Here is a 21,387-nt window from a genome sequence, read left to right on the forward strand (position 1 = left end):
CGCCGCAGTTCCAGTGGCGCGAGGGGGATTGTTTCGGCCCGGCCCTCGGGGTAGATGCGCGGCCATGCCCAGATATGCGCTGAAAGTGGAATATGACGGCACCGGGTTCGCCGGGTGGCAACGGCAGGCCGATCAACCCTCGGTGCAAGGTGCGATCGAGGCCGCGCTGGCCCGTCTGGAGCCGCGCGACCACACCATCGCGGCCGCCGGTCGCACCGATGCCGGGGTGCATGCCCGCGGCCAGGTGGCGCAGTGCGACATGGTCAAGCAGTGGGATCCCTTCCGGCTCTCCGAGGCGTTGAACCACCACCTGAAACCCGCCCGCGTGGCGATCCGCGATTGCGCGCCGGTGGCCGATGACTGGCATGCGCGCTTCTCGGCGCTGGAGCGGCGCTATCTCTTCCGGCTGCTGTCGCGCCGCGCGCCCTGCACCATGGAGGCGGGGCAGGTCTGGCGAGTCAACAATCCGCTCGATCTCGAGGCGATGCGCGCGGGCGCGGCGCATCTGGTGGGGCATCACGATTTCACCACCTTCCGCTCGTCGATCTGTCAGGCGGCCTCGCCGGTCAAGACGCTCGACAGCCTCGAGATCACCCTGGCCGAGACCGATGCCGGGCCTGAATACCAGTTCCGCCTGGCGGCGCGGTCGTTCCTGCACAACCAGGTGCGCAGCTTCGTCGGCACGCTGGAACGGGTGGGCTCGGGCGCCTGGCCGCCCGATCGGGTCAAAGACGCGCTCGACGCCCGCGACCGCGCCGCCTGCGGCCCGGTCTGCCCGCCGCAGGGGCTTTACCTGATGGGCGTGGGCTATCCCGAGGATCCCTTTGCGCGATGAGCCCTTGCGCGCGGCGGCGTTCCGCCCTAGACAGCGCGCATGACACAGACACCCCGGATCCGACGAGATTTCTGATCTTCCCGCCGCGCCGCCCCGCGCGCGGCCCCGGCCTGTTTGTTTTCAATCCCATCAAAACCTTGACTTGACCGCGTGCCCTTGGCACCAATCGGCCTTCTTGCAAAGGATGACGCCATGATCCCTCCTGTCCTGCCAACCTACAACCGGGCAAAACTGCACTTCGCCAAGGGCGAAGGCAGCTGGCTGATCGAAGAGGACGGGCGCCGATTTCTCGACCTGGGCAGCGGCATCGCGGTAAATGTCATGGGCCATGCGCATCCGGCGCTGGTCAAGGCGCTGACCGATCAGGCGCAGGCGCTGTGGCATGTCTCCAACCTCTACGAGATCCCGCAGCAGGAGGCGCTGGCCCGGAAGCTGGTCGAGGCGAGTTTTGCCGACACCGTTTTCTTTACCAATTCCGGCACCGAATGCGCCGAGCTGGCGATCAAGATGGCGCGCCGGTATCATCACGCTGCCGGCCAGCCGGAAAAGACCGGCTTTCTTACCTTCGAGGGCTGTTTCCACGGCCGCTCCACGGCCGCCATCGCCGCCTCGGGCAGCGAAAAGATGACCCAGGGCTTCGGCCCCTTGATGCCCGGCTTCACGTCTCTGCCCTGGGACGATCTCGATGCCGTCGAGGCGGCGATCACCGAGACCACCGGCGCCGTGCTGATCGAGCCGATCCAAGGCGAGGGCGGCATTCGCCCGGCCTCCGACGCCTTCCTCAAGGGGCTGCGGGCGCTCTGCGATGCCCACGGTCTGCTTTTGATCTTCGACGAGGTGCAATGCGGCATGGGCCGCACCGGCCGGCTCTTTGCCCATGAATGGTCGGGGGCGACGCCGGATATCATGATGGTGGCCAAGGGCATCGGCGGCGGCTTCCCGCTGGGCGCGGTGCTGGCCACCGAGGCGGCGGGCGGCCCGATGACCGCCGGCAGCCACGGCTCGACTTATGGCGGCAATCCGCTGGCCTGCGCGGTGGGCTGCGCGGTGATGGATCACGTCGGCACGCCGGCCTTCCTCGACAGCGTCAACCGCAAGGCCGGGCTGTTGCGCCAGAAACTCGAAGGCCTGGTGGCCGATCACCCCGGCATCTTCGAGGGAGTCCGCGGCCAGGGTCTGATGCTCGGGCTGAAGTGCCGGGTCGCCCCGGGAGATCTGGTCGCCGCCGGCTATGACGCCCAGGTGATCACCGTGCCCGCCGCCGACAACGTGGTGCGCCTCTTGCCGCCGCTGACCGTCACCGAGGACGACATCGCCGAGGCCGCTCGCCGTCTCGACCGGGCCGCCGCCGCGCTCGCGGCCTGATCTTCTTCTGTTTGAAAATACCGCGGGAGCTTGGGGGCTGGCCCCAATCTTCCGCCAGAAAAGCGAATAGCCATGAACCATTTCCTCGACATCCACAAGACCGCCGCCGCCGACCTGCGGACCATCATCGACAATGCCCAGACGATGAAGAAGGCCCGGCTCGGCCGGACGCGCGGCGCGCCCGACGACGACCAGCCGCTGGCCGGCCGGATGGTGGCGCTGATCTTTGAAAAACCCTCGACCCGCACCCGGGTCAGCTTTGACGTCGGCGTGCGCCAGATGGGCGGGCAGACCATGGTGCTCTCGGGGCAGGACATGCAGCTGGGCCATGGCGAGACCATCGCCGATACCGCCCGCGTGCTGTCGCGCTATGTGGACCTGATCATGATCCGTACCTTCGATGAATCGGTGCTGATCGAAATGGCGGAATATGCCGATGTGCCGGTGATCAACGGTCTCACCGACCGCACCCACCCCTGCCAGATCATGGCCGATATCCTGACCTACGAGGAACACCGCGGGCCGATCCGGGGCAAGCGCGTGGTCTGGGCCGGCGACGGCAACAATGTCTGCGCCTCCTTCCTGCATGCCGCCGGGCAGTTCGGCTTCGACATGGTCTTTACCGGCCCGTCGCAGCTCGATCCCGAGGCCGAGTTCATCGGCCATGCCCGCAAGCAGGGTGTCAGCGTCACCATCGAGCGCGATCCGGTGCGGGCCGTGACCGATGCCGATCTGGTGGTGACCGACACCTGGGTGTCGATGCATGACAGCCAGTCCTCGAAGGAGCGGCGTCACAACATGCTGCGGCCGTATCAGGTCAATGCGGCGCTGATGCAGCACGCCCGGCCGGACGCGCTTTTCATGCATTGCCTGCCGGCCCACCGCGAGGAAGAGGCGACCTCGGAGATCATGGACGGCAAGCATTCGGTGGTCTTCGACGAGGCGGAAAACCGGCTGCATGCACAAAAGGCCGTCATGCGCTGGTGCCTGGGCGTCTGATCCCGGCGCAGAGGCGTGTCTCAGGGCGCTCAGGGCGCGTTCACGCCGATGCGTCGGCCGTGAGCGTCTTGGCCAGTGCGCCGGCCGCGGCCATGGCCGCGGCGCCGCGCAGCGGCCAGGTCTGCGTCAGCCCTTCGAACAACAGCAGCAGATGGGTCTCGCGTCCGGCAAGGCCGGTGGCGGCCGCCGCGCGGGCGGCGACTTCGGTCTTGTGGCGCTCGAGCAGGGCGCGCAGGTCGGCATTGCCGGGATCGGCGGCCACGGCGGCGTGAAACAGACAACCATGCGAGGCTTCGGTCTCCATCCATCCGCCGATCCGGGTCAGGATCTCGTCAAGCGCCGCCTCCGGCGCCGGCGGCAGATCGTCGAACACCCGCGCCAGATAGCGCCGGTGCCGGTTTTCCAGCGCCGCGCGCACCATTTCGACCCGCGAGGGGGTGTATTTGTAAAGCGTGCGCAGGCTTACCCCAGCCGCATCGCGCAGATCCTCGACGCTGGGCGCGGCAAAGCCGCCGCTGGCAAATGCGCGCTCAAGCCCGCTGGCGATCCTGGTCATCGTGTCGGTCATGCTTGACGATGTAGAATGGTTGCTCTACCTGGGCAAGTAGAGAGATCATTCTACACGTGGAGATTCCGCAATGACATTGCCCCGAACGATGAAAGCCGTTGTCCTGACCGGCCATGGCGGGCTCGACCGGCTCGAGTGGCGCGAGGACGTGCCGGTGCCGCAGCCGCGGGCCGGCGAGGTGCTGATCCGGGTCGGCGCCTCGGCGGTGAACAACACCGATGTGAACACCCGCACCGGCTGGTATTCCAAGGCGGTGCGCGGCGACACCGGCTCGGCCGCCGCCGGGGGTTATGACGGTGCCTCGGATGCCGATGGCGGCTGGTCGGGTGCGCTGAGCTTTCCCCGGATCCAGGGCGCCGATTGCTGCGGTGAGATCGTCGCCCTGGGCGCCGGTGTTGCGCCGGAGCGGCTGGGCGCGCGGGTGCTGGTGCGTCCGATGTACCGGCCTGAAGGGGGCGATGCCGATGCGCTGGAGACCTTCGGTTCGGAGCGTGACGGCGGTTTCGCCGAATATACCACCATCGATGCCGCCAATACCGTCCCGGTCGACAGCGCGCTCTCGGATGTGGAGCTGGCCTCCTTCCCCTGCGCCTTCTCGACCGCGGAAGGGATGATCCAGCGCGCCGCCCTGGGCGCCGAACGGGTGCTGATTACCGGCGCCTCCGGCGGGGTCGGCTCGGCTGCGGTGCAATTGGCCAAACGTCGTGGCGCCCATGTCACGGCGGTGACCAGCCCGGCCAAGACCGCGGCGCTCAGAACGCTCGGTGCCGATGCCACCCTGGGCCGCGACGACCAGCTGCCGCAGGACGCCTTTGACGTGGTGCTCGATCTGGTGGGGGGCACGCGCTGGCCCGGGCTGCTCGACGCGCTTGCGCCCAGGGGCCGCTATGTGACCTCCGGCGCCATTGCCGGGCCGATTGTCGAGCTCGACCTGCGCACCCTCTACCTCAAGGACCTGACCCTGATCGGCAGCACCCGGCAGGAGCCGCGGGTCTTCACCGATCTGGTGGGTTATATCGAGCGGGGCGAAATTCGCCCGGTGGTGGCCGAAACCCATCCGCTGCACGATCTGCGCCAGGCGCAGGAGGCCTTTCTGGAAAAATCCCACATGGGCAAGATCGGCATCGTGATCGCCGGCTGATGTCGTGGCGAAAATGATCAGGGCGCCCGGTGTCGGGCGCCCCGCCTGCGATCAATGCGCCGGGCGGATGAAGGTGTCGTTGCGCAGCTCTGCAAAGGCCTGGGTCAGCTCTTCGCGGGTGTTCATCACGATCGGCCCGTGCCAAGCCACCGGCTCGTTGATCGGCGCGCCGGAGATCAGCAGAAAACGGATGCCCTCGGGCCCGGCCTGCACCGTCACCTCGTCGCCGGTGCCGAAGCGCACCAGCGTGCGGTTGCCCGAAAGGTCGCGGATATTGACCTCCTGGCCCGCCACCTCCTTCTCAAGCAGCACGCCCTGCGGCCCGGAGGCATCGGCAAAGGCGCCGGCGCCCTCGAAGACATAGGCAAAGGCGCGGCGGTAGGTGTCGACCCGGAAGGTCTTCTTGACGCCCGCCGGGACAAAGACATCGAGATATTGCGGATCGGCGGCGATGCCGTCGACCGGCCCGCGCTTGCCCCAGAACTCGCCGGTGATCACCTTGACCCGCGTCCCGTCGTCATCCACCACTTCGGGAATGTCCGGCGCGTGGATGTCCTGATAGCGCGGCGCGGTCATCTTCAGCGAGGAGGGCAGGTTGGCCCAGAGCTGAAAGCCGTGCATCTGGCCTTTGGCGTTGCCCTTGGGCATCTCCTGGTGAAGAATGCCCGATCCGGCGGTCATCCATTGCACCGAGCCCGCGCCCAGGGTGCCGGAATTGCCGAGGCTGTCGGCATGATCCACCGCGCCCCCCAGAACATAGGTGATCGTCTCGATGCCGCGGTGCGGGTGCCAGGGAAAGCCGGCGCTGTAGTCGTCGGGCGTCTCGCCGCGGAAATCGTCGAACAACAGGAAGGGGTCGAGCTCGCTCGGATCCTGAAAGCCGAAGGCGCGGTGCAGTTTGACGCCGGCACCCTCCATCGTGGGTTGGGCGCGGCGGGTTTCCAATGTGGGTCGCAAAGACATGGTATGGTCCTTTCTTGCCTCTTGCGGCAAAGATAGGTCGTGCATCAGCGCGCTGCAATCGCGGTCGCCGAAGGGGTCATGTGCGTCAGGACACAAGTCCATTGGCCCGCAAGCCCCCTCGCACCCGGCCGCAAAGCAGGGTAAGAGGCGGCGGAGCTGAGGAGAACGCGCATATGGCAGAGGTTTTGGCGGAACTGGCGGCATCGCCCGCACGGCGGTATTTCGGCGTCGGCACGATGTTCGGGCTGGGGCTGCTGGTGCTTTATCTGGCGCTGTCTCAGAGCTTTGATGCCTTTTACTGGCAGCTGGCGTTGATCGGGCTGGGTGGCGCGGCGCTTTATGCGGCGATGCGGATGCTTCAGGCCACCGCGCTGCGACTCGAGCTGCGCGATGACGGGCTTTTCGATTCCGAAGGTCATCTGCTGGCGGCCTTCGACGATATCGTCACCGTCGAACGCGGCATGCTGGCGATGAAGCCGTCGAACGGCTTCATGATCGTCACCCGGACCAGACAGCCCCGGCGCTGGCGGCCCGGGCTCTACTGGGTGATGGGCAAGCGGATCGGGGTCGGCGGGGTGACGGCGGCGGCGGATGCGAAATACATGGCCGACCTGATGAACATGCAGCTGGTCGAGCGGCGCGGCGGGCTCTGACAGGAGGAACAGACCGGACATTGCTGCCCGGTCTGTCGCTGGTCACAACACGTCTGTCGGTGTGCCTGTTGGGGGGTTAGCTTCCCAGCCAGACGAGTTGTGGCGCAAACCGGGGGCGGGTAAAGACGCGCGCGGTCAGCACGCCGTCATTGAACCCGAGCTCCAATGGCCAGTCGTAATCGACATAGGTTTCGACCACGATCAATTGTTCGCCGCTCACCATCACCGGCAGTTGGTCATGCTGGCCGGCAAGCTCGGCATCGGTCAGGGTCATGGCATGGGCGCCGCGCACCTCGCTCCATTCGACGTTGTAGCTTGCGCCCGGCCCGTCATAGGACACGACGCTGACGCGGATGGTGTTGTCGGCATCGCCGGTGCCGGTGAGAAAGCCGAACAGGTCCTTGGCGCTGTCGACATACGCCGGCGTGATATAGGCGGTCTCGCGCGAGAGCATGTCGCCCAGGGTATAGGTGGCCTTTTCGCCCATGCTGTCGCGGCGGAACGCATCGTAGAACACCATCGACACCGCCATCGTCAGCAGCAGCACCGGCATCAGGATGATGGCCTCGATATTGACGCTGCCATCGGCATCGCGGCGGAATTTACGCAGTTGCGAGGCGAGTTTTCCGAAATTTTTAACAATCATGACGAATTACCTCGGTTCCTGGACAAAGGAGGTTGCGGCCAACAGGGCGTAGTCTCCGGCATTGTCCTTCTGGAGAGACGGCGCCAGGAAAGTAATCGGAAAGATCGGCGTGACCTTGGCGCAGGCGCGCAGCACCATCAGCTCGTTGGTCTGGCCGTTGACGAAGGCGCGCACCGGCGCGACCTCGAGCGCAGTGTCGGTGCAGTCGGCCGAGCCGGGCAAGGCCGTCCAGCCGCGCGGGTCGCGCTGCACCATCTCGAGCCGCAGGTTGGTGGTGCAATCGGGCAGGATCACGGCGCGTTCGCAGATCATGTCCTTGATCGCATTGTGTTGCGGCGCCGCCCCGGTCTCGAGCCGGATCGACCGGACGGTCTGATCCATGGCGCGTTCCAGCATCGTGGCACGGGCGGTATAGGCGCCCACCTCGAGCATGGTCAGCAGGATCAGCACGATCATCGGCATCCAGAGGGCAAAGGCCACGGTTTCGACCGAGCCCGACTCTTCGCGGACAAACCGGCGCATATGGAGTTTCAGGCGATGGGTCATTGGGTCAGCCTCAGTTGGGTGATGGTCCGGGCGATGGAATTGAAGGCGTCGGAGATCTCGACACCGGCGACGTCGAAGTAATGGGACGGCGAGGAGGCGCAGTTCTCCATCGCGTCCAGGCCGCGCTGGGGCGCCTCGAAGCCGATGGCGAAGACCACGATGCCTGCATCCCGAGCCTGGCCACAGATCGCCGCAAGCCGGGTGTCGGCGTGGTCGGCGTAAACGATACCCTCATAGGCGTTGTACTGCCCGGCATAGGTGCTGTAGGACACCCGGCCATCCCGGTAGGGCGTGCGATAGAACTTGGTGGCGCGGCCGCGGGTGCCCCAGCGGGCAAAGGTTTCGGCGTTGCTCATCTGCCGCGCGTTGCTGCCGCCGTCGGGCGAATTGCGGTACTTGTAGCTGTTCGAGTAGTTCTCGTAGCGATCCCAGTAGTAGACATCCGAGGAGGTACCCGACTGGTCGACGATGCGGGACGAGAACCGGTCGTTCGACGGATTGTTGTCGCCGCGGTCGTCAATGAAGATCTCCGACATGCCGGTCTGGAACTCGGGCTTGAGATCATATTCGGTGGTATTGGCGCCGTCGGTCATCAGCACGATGATCTTGAGCGCGTCGGGATCGGTATAGGCGCTGGGACGGCCGGCGACGATGGGATCGGCCTGGCCATCGGCGATCATGTCGTCGACCAGCGATTGCGCGCTCGGATCGAGCAGGGCGGTGCCCCATTTCATCCCGAGGTCGATCGCGGTGTTGCCGCCGGCGCCGAGGTTGTCGATGTGGCCTTTGAGGGCCGTGGCATCGGCGCTTTGCACCACGATCGCGCCGTAATCGTCATCCGGGCACCAGGGCTGCGAGATCTCGGTGGTGTATTCGCTGCTGCTCCAGGGGTCGAAATGGCTCAGCCGGTCAAGCTCGGAAGTGCGCGAAATGCCCAGGGTGTCGAAGGCGGTATCGGGAAAGATCGCGCAGCTCGAATAATTTTGCTCGGCCGAGAGGTTGAAATACTGCGACACCACCGATCCGAGGTTCACCGTGGCATTGTAGCTGACCAGGTTGACCGTGGTCAGGCTGGGGGCACCCTCGGGCTGGATCACCGTATCGACGAATTCGCGGGCGGCGGCGCGCAGGTTCTGGATCTTGTTGTTCGATCCCATCGAACCGGAGCGGTCGAGCACCAGCGAGATCTCGACGTTCGACATTCGTTCCATGGCTTCGCCGGCGGCCGGGGCGATCATCTGATCGATGCCGAGCACGCCGAGAAAGAGCGGGTTGGAGGACTGCTGGGCCGTGGCCGAGACCACGCGGTAATTCAGCCCGTCGTCCACCGAAGTGGAGCTGAGCGTGCCGTCCATGCCGGATTTGACGAAGTAATCGTCAACCACCGCGGCAGGATCGAGATCCTGTTCGAGATCGGCCGCGGCCAGGACGGCCCGGTCAAGCGTGGCCTGCAATTTGGCGCGCTTCATCTCGTTCATCATCAGATCGACGCCGAAGCCGCAGATCGCGATGATGCCGACAAAAATAATCATGGCAAGTACGGTGATGGTGCCCGCGTCGTCGCGCCGGAACCGGTGCAACCGGGTCGCCATCCTTTCCCTTACGGAAAGCGGCGGACCAGAAATGTCCTTATGCATTATTACAATCCTCACTCACTGAAGCCCCGAAGTTTCAGTCTGGCGCCGAAATGGCGGTGGAAGCAGCTGTTCCCGGGACGGACCTCGTGCTGCAATATCTATGCCCGATGAACTCGGCGAAATTAAGGCAAGTCACTGTATAATAACGTGTTTTTGTATCTGTTTCAGCGTTAGTGCAAAGTCCTTCGGGGGATTGTCTGGGCGCTAGAAACAATTTGAGGGAAATTGGGCCTACTGCGCGGTGTCAGCTGTCCGACGCATGGCTTGCCCGGCCATCTCGTGCGCCGAGGCCCGGGGCGGCGGGGAAAATCCGGCAAGGAAAAACCGGAAAAAATGCTCGCGCGCCTTAACCTTAGCGTCATAGGCTTGATGCCAAAAGATTAATCAAATGGGCGAGTCGCCTGCCCGGACCCAATGGAGGAACCCAATGCAGCCAGCCAATGAACCGACATTCCGCGAGAGCGTCGATCTGATGTTCAACCGCGCGGTCTCTCTCATGGACCTGCCGCCGGGGCTGGAGGAAAAGATCAGGGTCTGCAACGCGACCTATACGGTGCGCTTCGGGGTGCGGCTGAGGGGCCGGATACAGACCTTTGTGGGCTATCGGTCGGTGCATTCCGAGCATATGGAGCCGGTCAAGGGCGGCATCCGCTATTCCAACGCCGTCAACCAGGACGAGGTCGAGGCGCTGGCGGCGCTGATGACCTACAAATGCGCGCTGGTCGAAGCGCCGTTCGGTGGCTCCAAGGGCGGGCTCTGCATCGATCCGCGGCAATATGACGAGCACGAGCTGGAACAGGTAACGCGCCGCTTTGCCTATGAGCTGGCCAAGCGCGATCTGATCAACCCGTCGCAGAACGTGCCGGCGCCCGACATGGGCACCTCGGAACGCGAGATGGCCTGGATCGCCGATCAATACGCCCGGATGAACACCACCGACATCAACGCCCGGGCCTGCGTGACTGGCAAACCGCTCAATGCCGGTGGCATCTCCGGTCGGGTCGAGGCGACCGGGCGCGGTGTGCAATATGCCCTGCGCGAGTTCTTTCGCGACCGGCAGGGCGTTGACAAGGCCGGTCTCTCGGGCACGCTCGACGGCAAGCGGGTCATCGTTCAGGGGCTCGGCAATGTCGGCTATCACGCCGCCAAGTTCCTGTCCGAAGAGGACGGCTGCCAGGTGATCGGCATCATCGAGCGTGACGGTGCGCTGTTCAGCGCGGAAGGTCTCAACGTCGAGGGCGTGCGTGAATGGATCGTCAAACATGGCGGTGTGACCGGCTATCCGGATGCCGCGCATCATTCCGAAGGCGCGGCGGTGATGGAGGAGGAATGCGACATCCTCATTCCGGCCGCGCTCGAGGGCGTGATCAACATGTCGAACGCCGAACGGATCAAGGCGCCGCTGATCATCGAGGCGGCGAACGGCCCGGTGACGGCCGGGGCCGACGATATCCTGCGCAAGAAGGGCACGGTGATCATCCCCGACATGTATGCCAATGCCGGCGGTGTCACGGTGTCCTATTTCGAATGGGTCAAGAACCTGTCGCACATCCGCTTTGGCCGGATGCAGCGCCGGCAGGAAGAGGCGCGCCACGAGCTGATCGTCAAGGAGCTTGAGCGGCTCAGCGATCACCTGGGCGACAAATGGTCGATGACGCCGCACTTCAAGGAGAAATACCTCAGGGGCGCGGATGAGCTCGAGCTGGTGCGCTCGGGCCTCGATGACACCATGCGCACCGCATTCCAGTCGATGCGCGATGTCTGGCACGAGCGTGAGGACGTCGACGATCTGCGCACCGCCGCCTATCTGGTGGCGATCGGCAAGGTGGCGTCGAGTTATCGCGCCAAGGGGCTCTAGGGCCAGACAGCTTTCGCCGCGGGGCCGACCCGCGGCGAAATGCGGCGGAGATCGCCGCGCTTTACGGAAAGATAACGGCGCGATCACGCGCGGCCCGCTTTTGGCCCTGTTCCGCTGAATTCCCCCAACCACCTGGTTTTCAAGGAAAACACCATGTCTGCCGTGGCGCAGATGTGGCAGGATTTTCTAAATTCCTCGGATAAAACCCCTTTTTTGCCGCTTTTGTGCCCTCAGCACGCACCAATTCTCACCCAATAGTAAATGCCTCACAGAGATCCGCTCCGTGGTCACAGAGGGAACGACAACATGACAGGATTTGCGAAAGGGCACCGCGCCTTTGTACGCCGCTTCTGGCAGGATGACTCCGGCAACGCCACCATCGTGTGCGTCTACCTGAGCCTCGCGATCCTGCTGACCACTGGCGCGGCCATTGACGTGATGCGCTATGAATCGATCCGCACCAAGATGCAGCACGTGCTCGACCGTGCCGTGCTGGCTGCCGCCGATCTCGATCAGGAGGCCGATCCGTCCGGCGTCGCCCAGGATTACGTCGCCACCGCCGGCGTCGCCGGTGCGCTGACGCAGGTCACCGTCGATGAGGGGCTCAACTATCGGACGGTCTCGGCCACCGGCAACACCGATGTCGAGACGCTGTTCATGCGCATGGCCGGGATCGACAGCCTGAACGCGCCGGCCCACAGTGTCGCGGAAGAAAAGATTTCCAAGGTCGAGATCTCGATGATCCTCGATATCTCGGGTTCGATGGGATCGAACAGCAAGATCCAGAACCTGCGCGCCGCCGCCAAGGAATTCGTCGATACGGTGATCACCCCGACTACCGACGCGATGGATCAGACCACCGTTTCCGTGGTGCCGTACAATGCCACGGTGAACCTCGGCCCGACCGTTTCGCAATATTTCAACATCGAGGACACGCACGACTATTCCAACTGCGTGATCTTCAACGACAATGAATTCGACACGGTCGATATCACACAGGACCAGCTGCTCAAGCGTCTGGCGCATTTCGATCCCTATTCGTCAAGCGAGACCACGACCGAGATCTCCAATCCCTGGTGCCCGGATGACGACTATGGCCAGATCGTCGTGGCCTCGAGCGATGCAAATGCGCTGAAGGCCCATATCGACTCGCTCGGGGCCGGCGGCAATACCGCCATCGACCTCGGCATGAAATGGGGGACGGCCCTGCTGTCCGACGCGGCCGCCCCGGTGTTCGACCAGATGCGCGCCGACGGCCACCTGTCGGAATCGGCCACCCAGCGTCCGGCAACCTTCACCGACACCGAGGCGATGAAAGTGGTGGTGCTGATGACCGATGGGCAGAACACCACGCAATATGACCTCAAACCCGAGTTCAAGACCGAATGGTCCGACGTCTGGATCGACGACCGGGGCACCACGTCGATGAGCGATGACCGCTTCTCGGTGCTTGTCGATGACAACACGGGCACCAGCAACGACACATACTACTGGGTGCGCTACGACGGCTGGAGCTGGGATTACCGCTATCGCAACTATCTCGACGGTGGCACGTCGGCTCGCCGGATGACCAACGCCGAAGTCTATGCCCGCTGGGGGGTCAAGGGCGTGGCCAAGAAGTTCTGGGAACGGCCCGAGCGCGACAACTTCATCTCGCAGAGCGCCTATTCCAACATCTACTACGGCTATACTGGCATCGTCGGTGCGACCTCGGCCGACACCCGTCTGTCGACGGTGTGCCAGGCAGCCAGGGACAAGGGCATCGTGGTCTTTGCCATCGCCTTCGAGGCGCCGACAGCGGGGCAGAACGCGCTCAAGGACTGCGCCTCCTCGGACTCGCATTACTTTGCAGTGGAGGGGATCGAGATCACCGAAACCTTCCACGCCATTGCCCGCCAGATCAACAACCTGAGGCTGATCCAATGACACGCAACCTGAAACAGGCAACCGCCCGGTTCTGCAAGGACGAAAGCGGCGCGGCCTCGGTCATCGAATTCGCCATCGTCCTGCCGCTGTTTGCAGTCTTCCTCGGCGCGATGGTCGAGATGGGCTGGATGAACATCCGCCACGCCATGCTGGAACGCGGCCTCGACACCACGGTGCGAGAAATCCGCCTCTCCACCGGTTTCGCGGCCAATTACGACACCATCCGCGAAAAGATCTGCGACACCGCCGCCATCATTCCCGAATGCACCGCAACGCTGCGGCTCGAGATGAAGGTAGTCGATCCGCGGGCCTTCGCCGGCATTCCGAGCGCCGCCGAATGTCAGAATTCGGCCGAAGACGCCCGGCCGCTGCGGAATTTCCAGAGCGGCGAGGACAACGAGATCATGCTGCTGCGTGCCTGCTACAAGTTCAAGCCGGTGTTCCCGACAACCGGTCTCGGGGGCCAGCTGGCCAAGGACAGCGAAGGCTTCACCGCAATCGTTTCTACATCCGCATTCGTCCAGGAACCGAGGTAATGGCCATGATGACCAGGATTCTGCAAAAACTGCGCCAGTTCACCGGCGACACCCGCGGCGGCGTCAGCCTCGAACTGATCATCTTCACCCCGGTGCTCTTCGTGATGCTGGCCGGCGCCTATGTCTACTATGATGCCTTCCGGCAAAAGGCGATCAACACCAATGCCGCCTATACCATCTCGGATGCGCTCTCACGCGAGACCGATGCAATCGATGACGACTATCTCGACGGGTTGCACAGCATGCTCGAATTCCTGACCCATGCGAACGATCAGGTCGGACTCCGGGTGACGATGGTGCGCTGGAACAAGCGCAAGAACGCTTACCGCCGCGACTGGTCACAGACCCGCGGGCCACTCTATCCGCTGAAGAACCGCGACCTGAACACCACCCTTGCCGAACATCTGCCGACGCTCTTGCACAATGAACGGGTGATTGTGGTGGAGACCTCCGCCATCTATTCGCCGATCTTCGACGTGCCGGGCATGAGCGAGGATACCGAGCTCTACAACTTCGCCTTCACCCGGCCGCGCTTTGCGCCCAAGCTGGAATGGGCCGGCATGTAACCCACCTCTGCCGTCATGGCCGCGAGAGGGCGCCCCGCGAGGCGCCCTTTTGCCGTGCTCTGCTCAGCGCAGATAGCGGTCGAAATGCGCGATCGTGCGGTCCCAGGCCAGTTCCGCCGCCGCTTCGTCATAGCGCGGCGTGCTGTCGTTGTGAAAGCCGTGGTTCACGCCTTCGTAGATATGCGCCTCATAGGTCTTGCCATGTTCGTCCAGCGCCGCCTTGTAGGCCGGCCAGCCCTCGTTGATGCGGCTGTCGAGCCCGGCATAATGCAGCAACAGCGGCGCCTCGATCCTCGGCACATCCGCTGCGCTGACCTGACGCCCGTAGAAGGGCACCGAGGCACCAAGCTCGGGATAGGCCACCGCCATGGCATTGCAGACCCCGCCGCCGTAACAGAAGCCGACGCAGCCCACCTTGCCCGTGGTCTCGTCATGACCGGCGAGGAATTCATAAGCGGCAAAGAAGTCGTTCATCAGCTTTTCGCGATTCACGGTCTGCTGCAACTCGCGCCCCTCGGCGTCATTGCCGGGATAGCCGCCGACCGAGGTCAGCCCGTCGGGCGCCAGCGCGAGAAAGCCGGCCTTGGCCACCCGGCGCGCGACGTCTTCGATATAGGGGTTGAGACCGCGGTTCTCATGCACCACGACGACGGCCGGCACCGGGCCCTCGACATTGGTCGGCCGCACCAGATAGCCGCGCACCTCGCCATGGCCGTTCGGCGAGGGGTAGGTTATATATTCCGGCAGGATGTCGGGATCGGTGAATTGCACCTGTTCGGCCAGCGCGTAATTCGGGCTGAGCATGCCCAGCAGCGCCGCGGCGGTGACCCCGCCGACGGCAAATTTGCCGGCGCGGTCGAGGAACTCGCGTTTCGTGATCTTGCCATGGGCGTAATAATCATAGAGGTCGAGCAGCTCCTGATCAAAATCCTTGGCGGTCATGCGGGGAGGGGAAATCTCGTTCATCGGTAGTCCTTTTTACAAACACAAGCCGGACGCCGGCCGCCCGACCGGTTCACGATACCGCGCAACGCCCAGTTGAACAGGTGAAAAGCCGGAGTTTGGCGCTGCCTCCGCTCACAGTTGCGTGCGTGGCGACCCCTCCGCCCGCGCCGCCGGGCCTGGGCATTTCCCCCTGACCTGCCGCGGTCATCCATGATAGGGAGCGGCCGAAACGCAGAAACAACGGAGCGTGCCATATCTGTCGTCAAACGCCGCCTTTGCATTCCGCGCGGGCGGGTCACGCTGCCGCCGACCACGTCCGAAGGATGACCGGCGCCATGCAGACCACCCTGTCCATCGCCACCCGGGGCCCGGGGCTTTACGAGGTCACCCGCGAAGTCGCGGCCTGGGTCGCCGGCGGCCCGGCCGGACCGGCGCTGCTGACGCTGATGATCCGCCATACCTCGGCCAGCCTGCTGATCCAGGAAAATGCCGACCCGGAGGTGCAGAGCGACCTGCGCGCTTTCTTTCACCGCCTGGTGCCGCCCTCGGACGATCCGGCGATGTCCTATCTCACCCACACCTACGAGGGCCCGGACGACATGCCGGCGCATATCAAATCCGCGCTGCTGCCGGTCTCGCTCTCCATTCCCGTGCTTGATGGGCGCCTGCGGCTCGGAACCTGGCAGGGGATTTACGTTTTCGAACACCGCCGCGCACCCAAATCCCGGGACATCGTGGCCCATCTGGCCTGACGCCAGCCGCCCCCGCCACTCCTGTTGCAAAATGCCCTCGGGGGAGCCCCGCAGGGATAGCGGCCAACGCCTCTGTTAGTTGAAACACATTCTTTCAGGGGATACCGGAAGAGGTCAGAAGAGGCCGGAAGAAGCCGGATCACAAAAAAAATCAGGGTGTTGAGACGTCGCCCGAGCTGATGTGCAGACGAAACTGCAATTCTTTCAGAAACCTTCCGAAACGGCGGTTTGGACGTTGAATGGCTCTTTTGGGCGGTCAGAAGGTGATCGCGCTGATGGTCCGTATAAGCCCGGTTCAATACACGTAAAATCCGTGTTTGAACCGGCTTTCAAAGGCGTTTTTGGGTGTCACGGTGAGCATAATTCTCGGACGTCGGCGTCCGAGAAAGGCACAGGCGTCCGAGAACGGGAATTCGTGCTATATTTTAACGCCATGTGAGATCGGCACTCGCCGGGGACGTGCGGCAAACTCGGACGCGTTTTTTGGGTCTGCCCGAGCTAGGCGGCTAAGAATACCGTTCATGGTCGTGCTGCGGAATATGCTGTGCACTGTCACACCGCAGTCGGTGCGCAAACTCGCGCGGCGGCTGGGACTCAACAAATAAATGATCTGGCGCTGGCGGATGCTTGTGTTTTCCATCATCGGCAGCAGCCCGGCAGTGAGCTTCTCCGAGATCGTTGAGGCGGATGAGACTTTCCAGCGGGAAACGCGCAAGGGTTCTCGCGAATAGGTCCGGCACTTCGCGGATCCGAGGAGAGTCGCACCGCCGCCCCGGCTCAAGTGGGAGGATTTCACGACGCAGGGGCTTAAGTTGTGGCAAGGCTTCTCGAAGTGGCAGCTCCCCATTCTCACCGTCGCTGACCGAGGCGGCGCGCGTCACTTCCGACGCCTGCCGAACCGATAGGGCGTGACACTCGAGCGCGCCATGAAGCCGCTGGTTCCGAGCGATGCCGTGCTCTGTTCCGACGGCGCCACCGGATACAAAAACGTCGCAGCAGCAGGCGGTCTCGAGCACTTCGTGGTCGGAAGCAAGCCTGGCACGCGCGTGGCCTCAGGCTGTTATCACATCCAGAACGTGAACTCGCTCCACGCCCGCTGCAAAAGGTTCATGAAGCTTTTCTGCGGACCGGCCACTAAGAACCTGCGCGGCTACATCCGCTGGTTTGAGGTGCGGCTGGCGGGTATGCGCCCGGCGAAGATTGTCCGCGCATTGCAAACCAAGCGTCACGCAGAAGTCTGCTTCGAGCCCAAAATGACCGCGTTGGTCGAAGGAGGCTTCGCAGTTGCAGCATGGGCGCGCATGTCGTGAAGGCCCAAACTAGACCTGCACGCATATGTAGCGGAGGTTTGCTTCGAGCTCCCAGGAAGGGAGATGCTGAGCTGGACATCAATTGCGGGTTGCGCATACTAGGGTCAGGACCCATTGATTTCCGCCTGTCGGCGTGATTCACGGTTCGAAAAACGAGCGGTGAACATGTCCGATCTTTTCTGGCTGACAGATGCACAGATGGCGCGTCTTGAGCCCTTCTTCCCGAAGTCCCACGGCAAACCCCGCGTCGATGATCGGCGTGTGTTGAGTGGAATTATCTTCATCAATCGCAATGGCTTGCGGTGGCGCGACGCGCCGAGTGCGTATGGCCCACACAAGACACTCTACAACCGCTGGAAGCGGTGGAGTGACAGAGGCATCTTTACCCGGATGATGGCCGGACTGGCTGCCGGGCACGGCGAAGAGAAGACCGTGATGATTGACGCCACCTACCTGAAGGCGCATCGCACAGCGACCAGCATGGGCGTGAAAAAGGGGGGCCTGGACGCCTGATAGGTCGGACCAAAGGCGGCATGAACACAAAGCTGCATGCGGTCTGCGATAGTCAGGGCCGACCGCTCAACCTGTTTGTCACTGCCGGTCAGGTCAGCGACTATATCGGTGCCCGCGCCTTGGTGAGCAGTTTGCCAAAGGTGGAATGGCTGCTCGGAGATCGAGGGTATGACGCCGACTGGTTCCGAGAAGCGTTGAAAGACAAAGGGATACGCGCCTGCATCCCCGGTCGCAAGCAGCGCAAGAAAACCGTCAAGTACGACAAGCGCCGCTACAGACGCCGCAATCGGATCGAAATCATGTTCGGCAGGCTGAAGGATTGGCGGCGTGTGGCGACCCGATACGACCGGTGCCCGAAGGTCTTCCTGTCAGCCATCGCTCTCGCCGCACTCGTCATTTACTGGCTATGAGTCCTGACCCTAGGGCATCGAGAGGCAAATTTATGGCTGGTCAACCGACGGCAACACTGACCGAAGGGTCAACTGTAAGCCATATTCTCGGGCTGAAGGATGGCTCGACAGTCCGGCAGGCGCTCTCGGACCTCGCGGCGCAGCTCCTCGTGTCTCCCGTGCTCGCGGCCCTGATCAGCAACTACGATCTGTTTCAGGGCGAATGGGACGCAAGCGGCGGTGTGTTCCCGTCTGGCGCCGCGAAAGGTCATTTCTGGAGGGTGAGCCAGGCCGGGGCCGGCACTGTCGATGGTGTCTCGTTCGCTGCAAGTGATGTCCTCATTGCCTTGGTGGATGACGCCAGCACCGAGGTCTACGCCGGAAATTGGCACAAGGCCGCTTACACTGGCGTTTCGCACGAGCATGCGATCTCTGCCATCGTCGGCCTTCAGGCGGCGCTCGACGCCAAGGCCTCGGCCGCGCAAGGCGAGAAGGCCGACACGGCCGTGCAGCCAGGTGACTTGGCCGGTGTGGCCACCAGTGGCAATTCCGATGATCTGAGCGAGGGCGTGGCCAAGCTGCTGATGACAGCGGCGGAGCGGTCCAAGCTCGCCGGCATTGAAGCGGGCGTGTTCCCGGTTTCCGACCGGCCCGGCGACCACCCGGAAGCCTTTTCGGCTGGCTATACCGGGGCGGGCGGCGCAAAGGAGCCTCTATCAGGAGGAGTAGAAATCGTTGGGGCTGGCACGGCCTATGTCCTCACCGGCGCGGGCACGGTCGCCGCGCGCTATCCGGTTGCGCTCAACAACGACGTCATGGAGTTCACGGCCCGGTTTCGTCGCACCGCCAACCCCTCCGATCCGAACAATCACGCGGTGCGCCTACAGGTTGCCTGGCTGGACAAGAGCAAGTCGCTGATCGGCAGTGTTCAGACACTTGCCACCAAGTCGGATGCCCTGACCTCTTCAGGGCTTATCGAGCTCTCGTCCCGGGTGTCTTCCATGGCGGTTGAGGACGTTGTGACGCCACCCATCGGCGCCGTTTATGCTTGCCCGTTCGTTCAAACATATGGCGAGGACGGAAGCACAGCCATCGAAACGCTGCGCAGTCTAGAAGTCACGGATTTGCATGCAGTCGAAAGCGCAGACCTTTCGACATTGATTGCCCAGACAGAGGCTGCCCGCGATGCGGCCGAAACTGCAGCCAATGTCGTTGCGACCGAGACCCTCGATACTATGGCGGACGTGGCCAGCTACGATCGTGCCGCTGGTGTCGGTGTCATCAGCCTCAAGGGCGGATATGCCCGTGGCGATGGTCTCGGCGGCCAGTGGGTCTATGACCCGGATGGCGTTGAGGTCACGCCGGACGCGCCCACTTTGCTCATTGGCAATGATGGGGCCAACTACAAGATGACTGCCGCAAATCTCGTCTATCGGACCAAAACGACCATTGCCGCCCTTGCCGCGGCTACTGATATAGCCGTTGGTCAGACGATAACGGTTTCGCAGGGCCATAACGGCGAGAAGGAGACCTTTGTCGCTGTCGCGCCCGGAACGTACAACGCCAATGGTACGACCGTTGTTGATGGCGTGAGTGTGCAGCTTGTTTCGACGCGAATGCGCTTTAACTCCGACGACGAGTTTCAAGCCGACACCCGACCTGATGCGTGGTTTTCCGCTGATACCTTCGTCGGTGTTGGCGGTGGCTCGGGTTACGTCCTCAAAAAGGTATCGAGCGGGGAGAAGCGTACAACGGATGGCGGCGCGAAGTTTGTGCCGATGCCGGGCGTGACAGGGTGGAGTGCCGCCGCGTTCGGCGCTAAGGGCAATGAGTCGCCGGACGACACCGCTGCGATCGGGCTTGCAATCGACAGTGTGAGCGCACTTGGCGGGGGCACGGTGATCATCCCAAACAGCACGCACTTCGTAGACATGATCGCTTTCGGCGTCCACTTGAAGGACAACGTGATGACCTGCCCCCCGCTGGTCCCTCGCTCATGACGAGAGTCTGCCGGTTTGATTTTGGTAGTCGTCGGTTTCGGGCTTGGCAAGCGTGGCAGGCGCGGAGCCCTCAAATAGCTCAAGCGCCTGCCGCGCTTGCTTTGGCGTTCTGTTCCCCAGCGAAGAGTGCGGCCTGACGTTGTTGTAATCGTAGCGCCACAGCGCCAGCTTGCGGCGGGCATCGTCGAGGGTATCGAACAGCTCTTCATTGAGAAGCTCGTTCCGCAGGCTGCCGTTGAATGACTCGATAAAGGCATTCTGCTGCGGTTTTCCGGGGTCGATGTAATGCCAATCCACGCCGTTCCTGTCGGCCCATCTCAGGATTGCCCGGCTGGTGAATTCCGTGCCGTTATCACTGACAATGCAAGCAGGCTTTCCGTAGATCCGGACGAGCGCGTCCAGTTCTCGGGCAACTCGCTCACCTGAAATGCTGGTGTCTGCCGCCAGGCACAGGTTTTCCCGGCAGCAATCATCATTCACGGCCAAGATGCGAAACTTCCGCGACGCCCCGAAGCTGTCCGACAGGAAATCCAGGGACCAGCGCTGGTTGGTCTGTGTGGCTTCAGGCATTGGCGTTCTCGAGCCCCGGGCGCGTTTACGGCCCCGCCGTCGTTTCACTGCAAGGCCCTCCTCTCGGTAGAGGCGGTAAAGCTTTTTGTGGTTCATGATCATGCCTTTTCTCTCAAGCAGCACGCCGATCCGCCGGTAGCCGAACCGGCGGCGTCTGCCAGCGATCTCCTTCATCTCCTGGCGGATCTCAGGATGGTCGGGCGGGCGTTCGCGCCGGACCGTCTTGGGGTCGACACCGACAAGCCGGCAGGCCCTGCGCTGCGAGATGCCATGATCCCGCATCGCATTGAGCGCTGCCTCTCGCCGCTCCTTCGGTGCCGTCAGCTTTTTCCCAGCAGGTCTTTCAGAACCACATTGTCGAGCATCGTGTCTGCCAGCAGCCGCTTCAGCTTGCCGTTCTCATCTTCCAGCGCCTTCAGCCGCGCGGCCTCTGACACCTCCATGCCGCCATACTTGGACTTCAGCTTGTAAAAAGTCGCCGGGCTCAGGCCGTGCCGACGGCACACCTCCGCTGTCGGCATCCCGGCTTCCTGCTCTTTGATCATCCCGATGATTTGCGCCTCGGTGAAACGGCTCTTACGCATTCGTCTGCTCCTTCAGAGTTGGCGCAGACTCTACATCATGGTGAGGGATTTTGCGGGGGGCAGGTCAGCCTCAACAACGTCGAGG

General features: G+C 63.3%; 20 protein-coding genes. 13 read left to right on the forward strand and 7 right to left on the reverse strand.

The features are described from left to right. The first annotated feature begins 64 nt into the window (after nucleotides 1-64). The 3 genes from truA (at nucleotide 65) to argF (ending at nucleotide 3,199) form a co-directional block, all read left to right on the forward strand. The gene (truA, locus tag AC0J5K_RS05090; protein ID WP_274564876.1) at nucleotides 65-835 is read left to right on the forward strand and encodes a tRNA pseudouridine(38-40) synthase TruA; all 771 of its coding nucleotides are present in this window, start codon (nucleotides 65-67) and stop codon (nucleotides 833-835) included. 192 nt (nucleotides 836-1,027) lie between these two features. Next, nucleotides 1,028-2,200, forward strand: coding sequence for an aspartate aminotransferase family protein (locus tag AC0J5K_RS05095; protein ID WP_274564877.1), 1,173 nt, complete (start codon nucleotides 1,028-1,030; stop codon nucleotides 2,198-2,200). 72 nt (nucleotides 2,201-2,272) lie between these two features. Then, entirely contained in the window at nucleotides 2,273-3,199 is a 927-nt protein-coding gene (argF, locus tag AC0J5K_RS05100; RefSeq protein ID WP_074834802.1) for an ornithine carbamoyltransferase, read from the forward strand. A 40-nt stretch (nucleotides 3,200-3,239) separates the two neighbouring features. On the opposite strand, the gene AC0J5K_RS05105 is transcribed toward argF, so the two are convergent. Continuing rightward, a complete protein-coding gene (locus tag AC0J5K_RS05105; protein WP_074834804.1) occupies nucleotides 3,240-3,767 on the reverse strand; it encodes a TetR/AcrR family transcriptional regulator in 528 nt (175 codons plus the stop codon). A 70-nt stretch (nucleotides 3,768-3,837) separates the two neighbouring features. On the opposite strand from AC0J5K_RS05105, the gene AC0J5K_RS05110 reads away from it, so the two are divergent. After that, the gene (locus AC0J5K_RS05110; RefSeq protein WP_274564881.1) at nucleotides 3,838-4,908 is read left to right on the forward strand and encodes an alcohol dehydrogenase family protein; all 1,071 of its coding nucleotides are present in this window, start codon (nucleotides 3,838-3,840) and stop codon (nucleotides 4,906-4,908) included. A 51-nt stretch (nucleotides 4,909-4,959) separates the two neighbouring features. On the opposite strand, the gene AC0J5K_RS05115 is transcribed toward AC0J5K_RS05110, so the two are convergent. Continuing rightward, entirely contained in the window at nucleotides 4,960-5,871 is a 912-nt protein-coding gene (locus AC0J5K_RS05115) for a pirin family protein (protein WP_274564883.1), read from the reverse strand. A 173-nt stretch (nucleotides 5,872-6,044) separates the two neighbouring features. Between AC0J5K_RS05115 and AC0J5K_RS05120 the strand changes: the two genes are divergently transcribed. Further along, nucleotides 6,045-6,524 (forward strand): hypothetical protein, encoded by a 480-nt coding sequence (locus AC0J5K_RS05120; protein WP_048532434.1) that lies wholly within the window; start codon nucleotides 6,045-6,047, stop codon nucleotides 6,522-6,524. A 76-nt stretch (nucleotides 6,525-6,600) separates the two neighbouring features. Here the strand turns inward: AC0J5K_RS05120 and AC0J5K_RS05125 are convergent, their stop codons facing one another. Genes AC0J5K_RS05125 through AC0J5K_RS05135 form a run of 3 tightly spaced genes read right to left on the reverse strand, consistent with a single transcriptional unit; the run spans nucleotide 6,601 to nucleotide 9,308 of the window. Beyond that, nucleotides 6,601-7,170: a TadE/TadG family type IV pilus assembly protein gene (locus AC0J5K_RS05125; protein WP_048532433.1), complete on the reverse strand. Its 570-nt coding sequence runs from the start codon at nucleotides 7,168-7,170 to the stop codon at nucleotides 6,601-6,603. A 6-nt stretch (nucleotides 7,171-7,176) separates the two neighbouring features. Then, nucleotides 7,177-7,716: a TadE/TadG family type IV pilus assembly protein gene (locus AC0J5K_RS05130; protein WP_074834809.1), complete on the reverse strand. Its 540-nt coding sequence runs from the start codon at nucleotides 7,714-7,716 to the stop codon at nucleotides 7,177-7,179. Further along, the gene (locus AC0J5K_RS05135; protein ID WP_274564888.1) at nucleotides 7,713-9,308 is read right to left on the reverse strand and encodes a TadE/TadG family type IV pilus assembly protein; all 1,596 of its coding nucleotides are present in this window, start codon (nucleotides 9,306-9,308) and stop codon (nucleotides 7,713-7,715) included. The genes AC0J5K_RS05130 and AC0J5K_RS05135 overlap by 4 nt, the downstream gene beginning before the upstream one ends. 472 nt (nucleotides 9,309-9,780) lie before the next feature. Between AC0J5K_RS05135 and AC0J5K_RS05140 the strand changes: the two genes are divergently transcribed. The 4 genes from AC0J5K_RS05140 (at nucleotide 9,781) to AC0J5K_RS05155 (ending at nucleotide 14,239) form a co-directional block, all read left to right on the forward strand. Next, entirely contained in the window at nucleotides 9,781-11,211 is a 1,431-nt protein-coding gene (locus AC0J5K_RS05140) for a Glu/Leu/Phe/Val family dehydrogenase (protein ID WP_074834812.1), read from the forward strand. A gap of 306 nt (nucleotides 11,212-11,517) precedes the next feature. Continuing rightward, entirely contained in the window at nucleotides 11,518-13,137 is a 1,620-nt protein-coding gene (locus tag AC0J5K_RS05145) for a TadE/TadG family type IV pilus assembly protein (protein ID WP_074834814.1), read from the forward strand. After that, nucleotides 13,134-13,673, forward strand: coding sequence for a TadE/TadG family type IV pilus assembly protein (locus AC0J5K_RS05150; protein WP_074834816.1), 540 nt, complete (start codon nucleotides 13,134-13,136; stop codon nucleotides 13,671-13,673). The genes AC0J5K_RS05145 and AC0J5K_RS05150 overlap by 4 nt, the downstream gene beginning before the upstream one ends. A gap of 5 nt (nucleotides 13,674-13,678) precedes the next feature. Next, nucleotides 13,679-14,239 carry a TadE/TadG family type IV pilus assembly protein gene (locus AC0J5K_RS05155; protein ID WP_074834881.1) on the forward strand — a complete coding sequence of 187 codons (561 nt, stop codon included), beginning with the start codon at nucleotides 13,679-13,681 and terminating at the stop codon, nucleotides 14,237-14,239. Between the two features lie 63 nt (nucleotides 14,240-14,302). Here AC0J5K_RS05155 and yghX read toward each other — a convergent pair whose 3' ends face one another. Beyond that, nucleotides 14,303-15,205 (reverse strand): YghX family hydrolase, encoded by a 903-nt coding sequence (yghX, locus tag AC0J5K_RS05160; RefSeq protein ID WP_274564895.1) that lies wholly within the window; start codon nucleotides 15,203-15,205, stop codon nucleotides 14,303-14,305. 314 nt (nucleotides 15,206-15,519) lie between these two features. On the opposite strand from yghX, the gene AC0J5K_RS05165 reads away from it, so the two are divergent. The 4 genes from AC0J5K_RS05165 (at nucleotide 15,520) to AC0J5K_RS05180 (ending at nucleotide 20,148) form a co-directional block, all read left to right on the forward strand. Continuing rightward, nucleotides 15,520-15,936, forward strand: a complete 417-nt coding sequence (locus AC0J5K_RS05165; RefSeq protein WP_048533878.1) for a secondary thiamine-phosphate synthase enzyme YjbQ — start codon at nucleotides 15,520-15,522, stop codon at nucleotides 15,934-15,936. A 926-nt stretch (nucleotides 15,937-16,862) separates the two neighbouring features. Next, complete coding sequence (locus AC0J5K_RS05170) at nucleotides 16,863-17,246, forward strand: hypothetical protein (protein WP_074834820.1); 384 nt, start codon at nucleotides 16,863-16,865, stop codon at nucleotides 17,244-17,246. Nucleotides 17,247-17,411: 165 nt separating this feature from the next. Continuing rightward, nucleotides 17,412-18,169 (forward strand): IS5 family transposase gene (locus AC0J5K_RS05175; protein WP_141224905.1). Its coding sequence is split into 2 segments (ribosomal slippage): nucleotides 17,412-17,748 and nucleotides 17,748-18,169, totalling 759 coding nucleotides; the frame shifts between segments, so codons are not numbered across the junction. Nucleotides 18,170-18,201: 32 nt separating this feature from the next. Further along, on the forward strand, nucleotides 18,202-20,148 hold the full coding sequence (locus AC0J5K_RS05180; RefSeq protein ID WP_420398627.1) for a hypothetical protein: 1,947 nt from the start codon (nucleotides 18,202-18,204) through the stop codon (nucleotides 20,146-20,148). On the opposite strand, the gene AC0J5K_RS05185 is transcribed toward AC0J5K_RS05180, so the two are convergent. Then, nucleotides 20,143-21,302, reverse strand: a protein-coding gene (locus AC0J5K_RS05185; RefSeq protein WP_203277091.1) for an IS3 family transposase whose coding sequence is annotated in 2 segments (ribosomal slippage) — nucleotides 20,143-21,044 and nucleotides 21,044-21,302 — 1,161 coding nt in all. Because the reading frame shifts where the segments join, the coding sequence is not laid out codon by codon here. The genes AC0J5K_RS05180 and AC0J5K_RS05185 overlap by 6 nt on opposite strands. Nucleotides 21,303-21,387: the final 85 nt, after the last annotated feature.

It is taken from the genome of Marinovum sp. E3 (genome assembly GCF_055755275.1).

What these genes read in the sequence shown, in the direction of transcription:
- truA (WP_274564876.1), top strand. Translation starts at nt 65, where the DNA reads ATGCCCAGATATGCGCTGAAAGTGGAATATGACGGCACCGGGTTCGCC.
- AC0J5K_RS05095 (WP_274564877.1), top strand. Translation starts at nt 1,028, where the DNA reads ATGATCCCTCCTGTCCTGCCAACCTACAACCGGGCAAAACTGCACTTC.
- argF (WP_074834802.1), top strand. Translation starts at nt 2,273, where the DNA reads ATGAACCATTTCCTCGACATCCACAAGACCGCCGCCGCCGACCTGCGG.
- AC0J5K_RS05105 (WP_074834804.1), bottom strand. Translation starts at nt 3,767, where the DNA reads ATGACCGACACGATGACCAGGATCGCCAGCGGGCTTGAGCGCGCATTT.
- AC0J5K_RS05110 (WP_274564881.1), top strand. Translation starts at nt 3,838, where the DNA reads ATGACATTGCCCCGAACGATGAAAGCCGTTGTCCTGACCGGCCATGGC.
- AC0J5K_RS05115 (WP_274564883.1), bottom strand. Translation starts at nt 5,871, where the DNA reads ATGTCTTTGCGACCCACATTGGAAACCCGCCGCGCCCAACCCACGATG.
- AC0J5K_RS05120 (WP_048532434.1), top strand. Translation starts at nt 6,045, where the DNA reads ATGGCAGAGGTTTTGGCGGAACTGGCGGCATCGCCCGCACGGCGGTAT.
- AC0J5K_RS05125 (WP_048532433.1), bottom strand. Translation starts at nt 7,170, where the DNA reads ATGATTGTTAAAAATTTCGGAAAACTCGCCTCGCAACTGCGTAAATTC.
- AC0J5K_RS05130 (WP_074834809.1), bottom strand. Translation starts at nt 7,716, where the DNA reads ATGACCCATCGCCTGAAACTCCATATGCGCCGGTTTGTCCGCGAAGAG.
- AC0J5K_RS05135 (WP_274564888.1), bottom strand. Translation starts at nt 9,308, where the DNA reads ATGGCGACCCGGTTGCACCGGTTCCGGCGCGACGACGCGGGCACCATC.
- AC0J5K_RS05140 (WP_074834812.1), top strand. Translation starts at nt 9,781, where the DNA reads ATGCAGCCAGCCAATGAACCGACATTCCGCGAGAGCGTCGATCTGATG.
- AC0J5K_RS05145 (WP_074834814.1), top strand. Translation starts at nt 11,518, where the DNA reads ATGACAGGATTTGCGAAAGGGCACCGCGCCTTTGTACGCCGCTTCTGG.
- AC0J5K_RS05150 (WP_074834816.1), top strand. Translation starts at nt 13,134, where the DNA reads ATGACACGCAACCTGAAACAGGCAACCGCCCGGTTCTGCAAGGACGAA.
- AC0J5K_RS05155 (WP_074834881.1), top strand. Translation starts at nt 13,679, where the DNA reads ATGATGACCAGGATTCTGCAAAAACTGCGCCAGTTCACCGGCGACACC.
- yghX (WP_274564895.1), bottom strand. Translation starts at nt 15,205, where the DNA reads ATGAACGAGATTTCCCCTCCCCGCATGACCGCCAAGGATTTTGATCAG.
- AC0J5K_RS05165 (WP_048533878.1), top strand. Translation starts at nt 15,520, where the DNA reads ATGCAGACCACCCTGTCCATCGCCACCCGGGGCCCGGGGCTTTACGAG.
- AC0J5K_RS05170 (WP_074834820.1), top strand. Translation starts at nt 16,863, where the DNA reads ATGAAGCCGCTGGTTCCGAGCGATGCCGTGCTCTGTTCCGACGGCGCC.
- AC0J5K_RS05180 (WP_420398627.1), top strand. Translation starts at nt 18,202, where the DNA reads ATGGCTGGTCAACCGACGGCAACACTGACCGAAGGGTCAACTGTAAGC.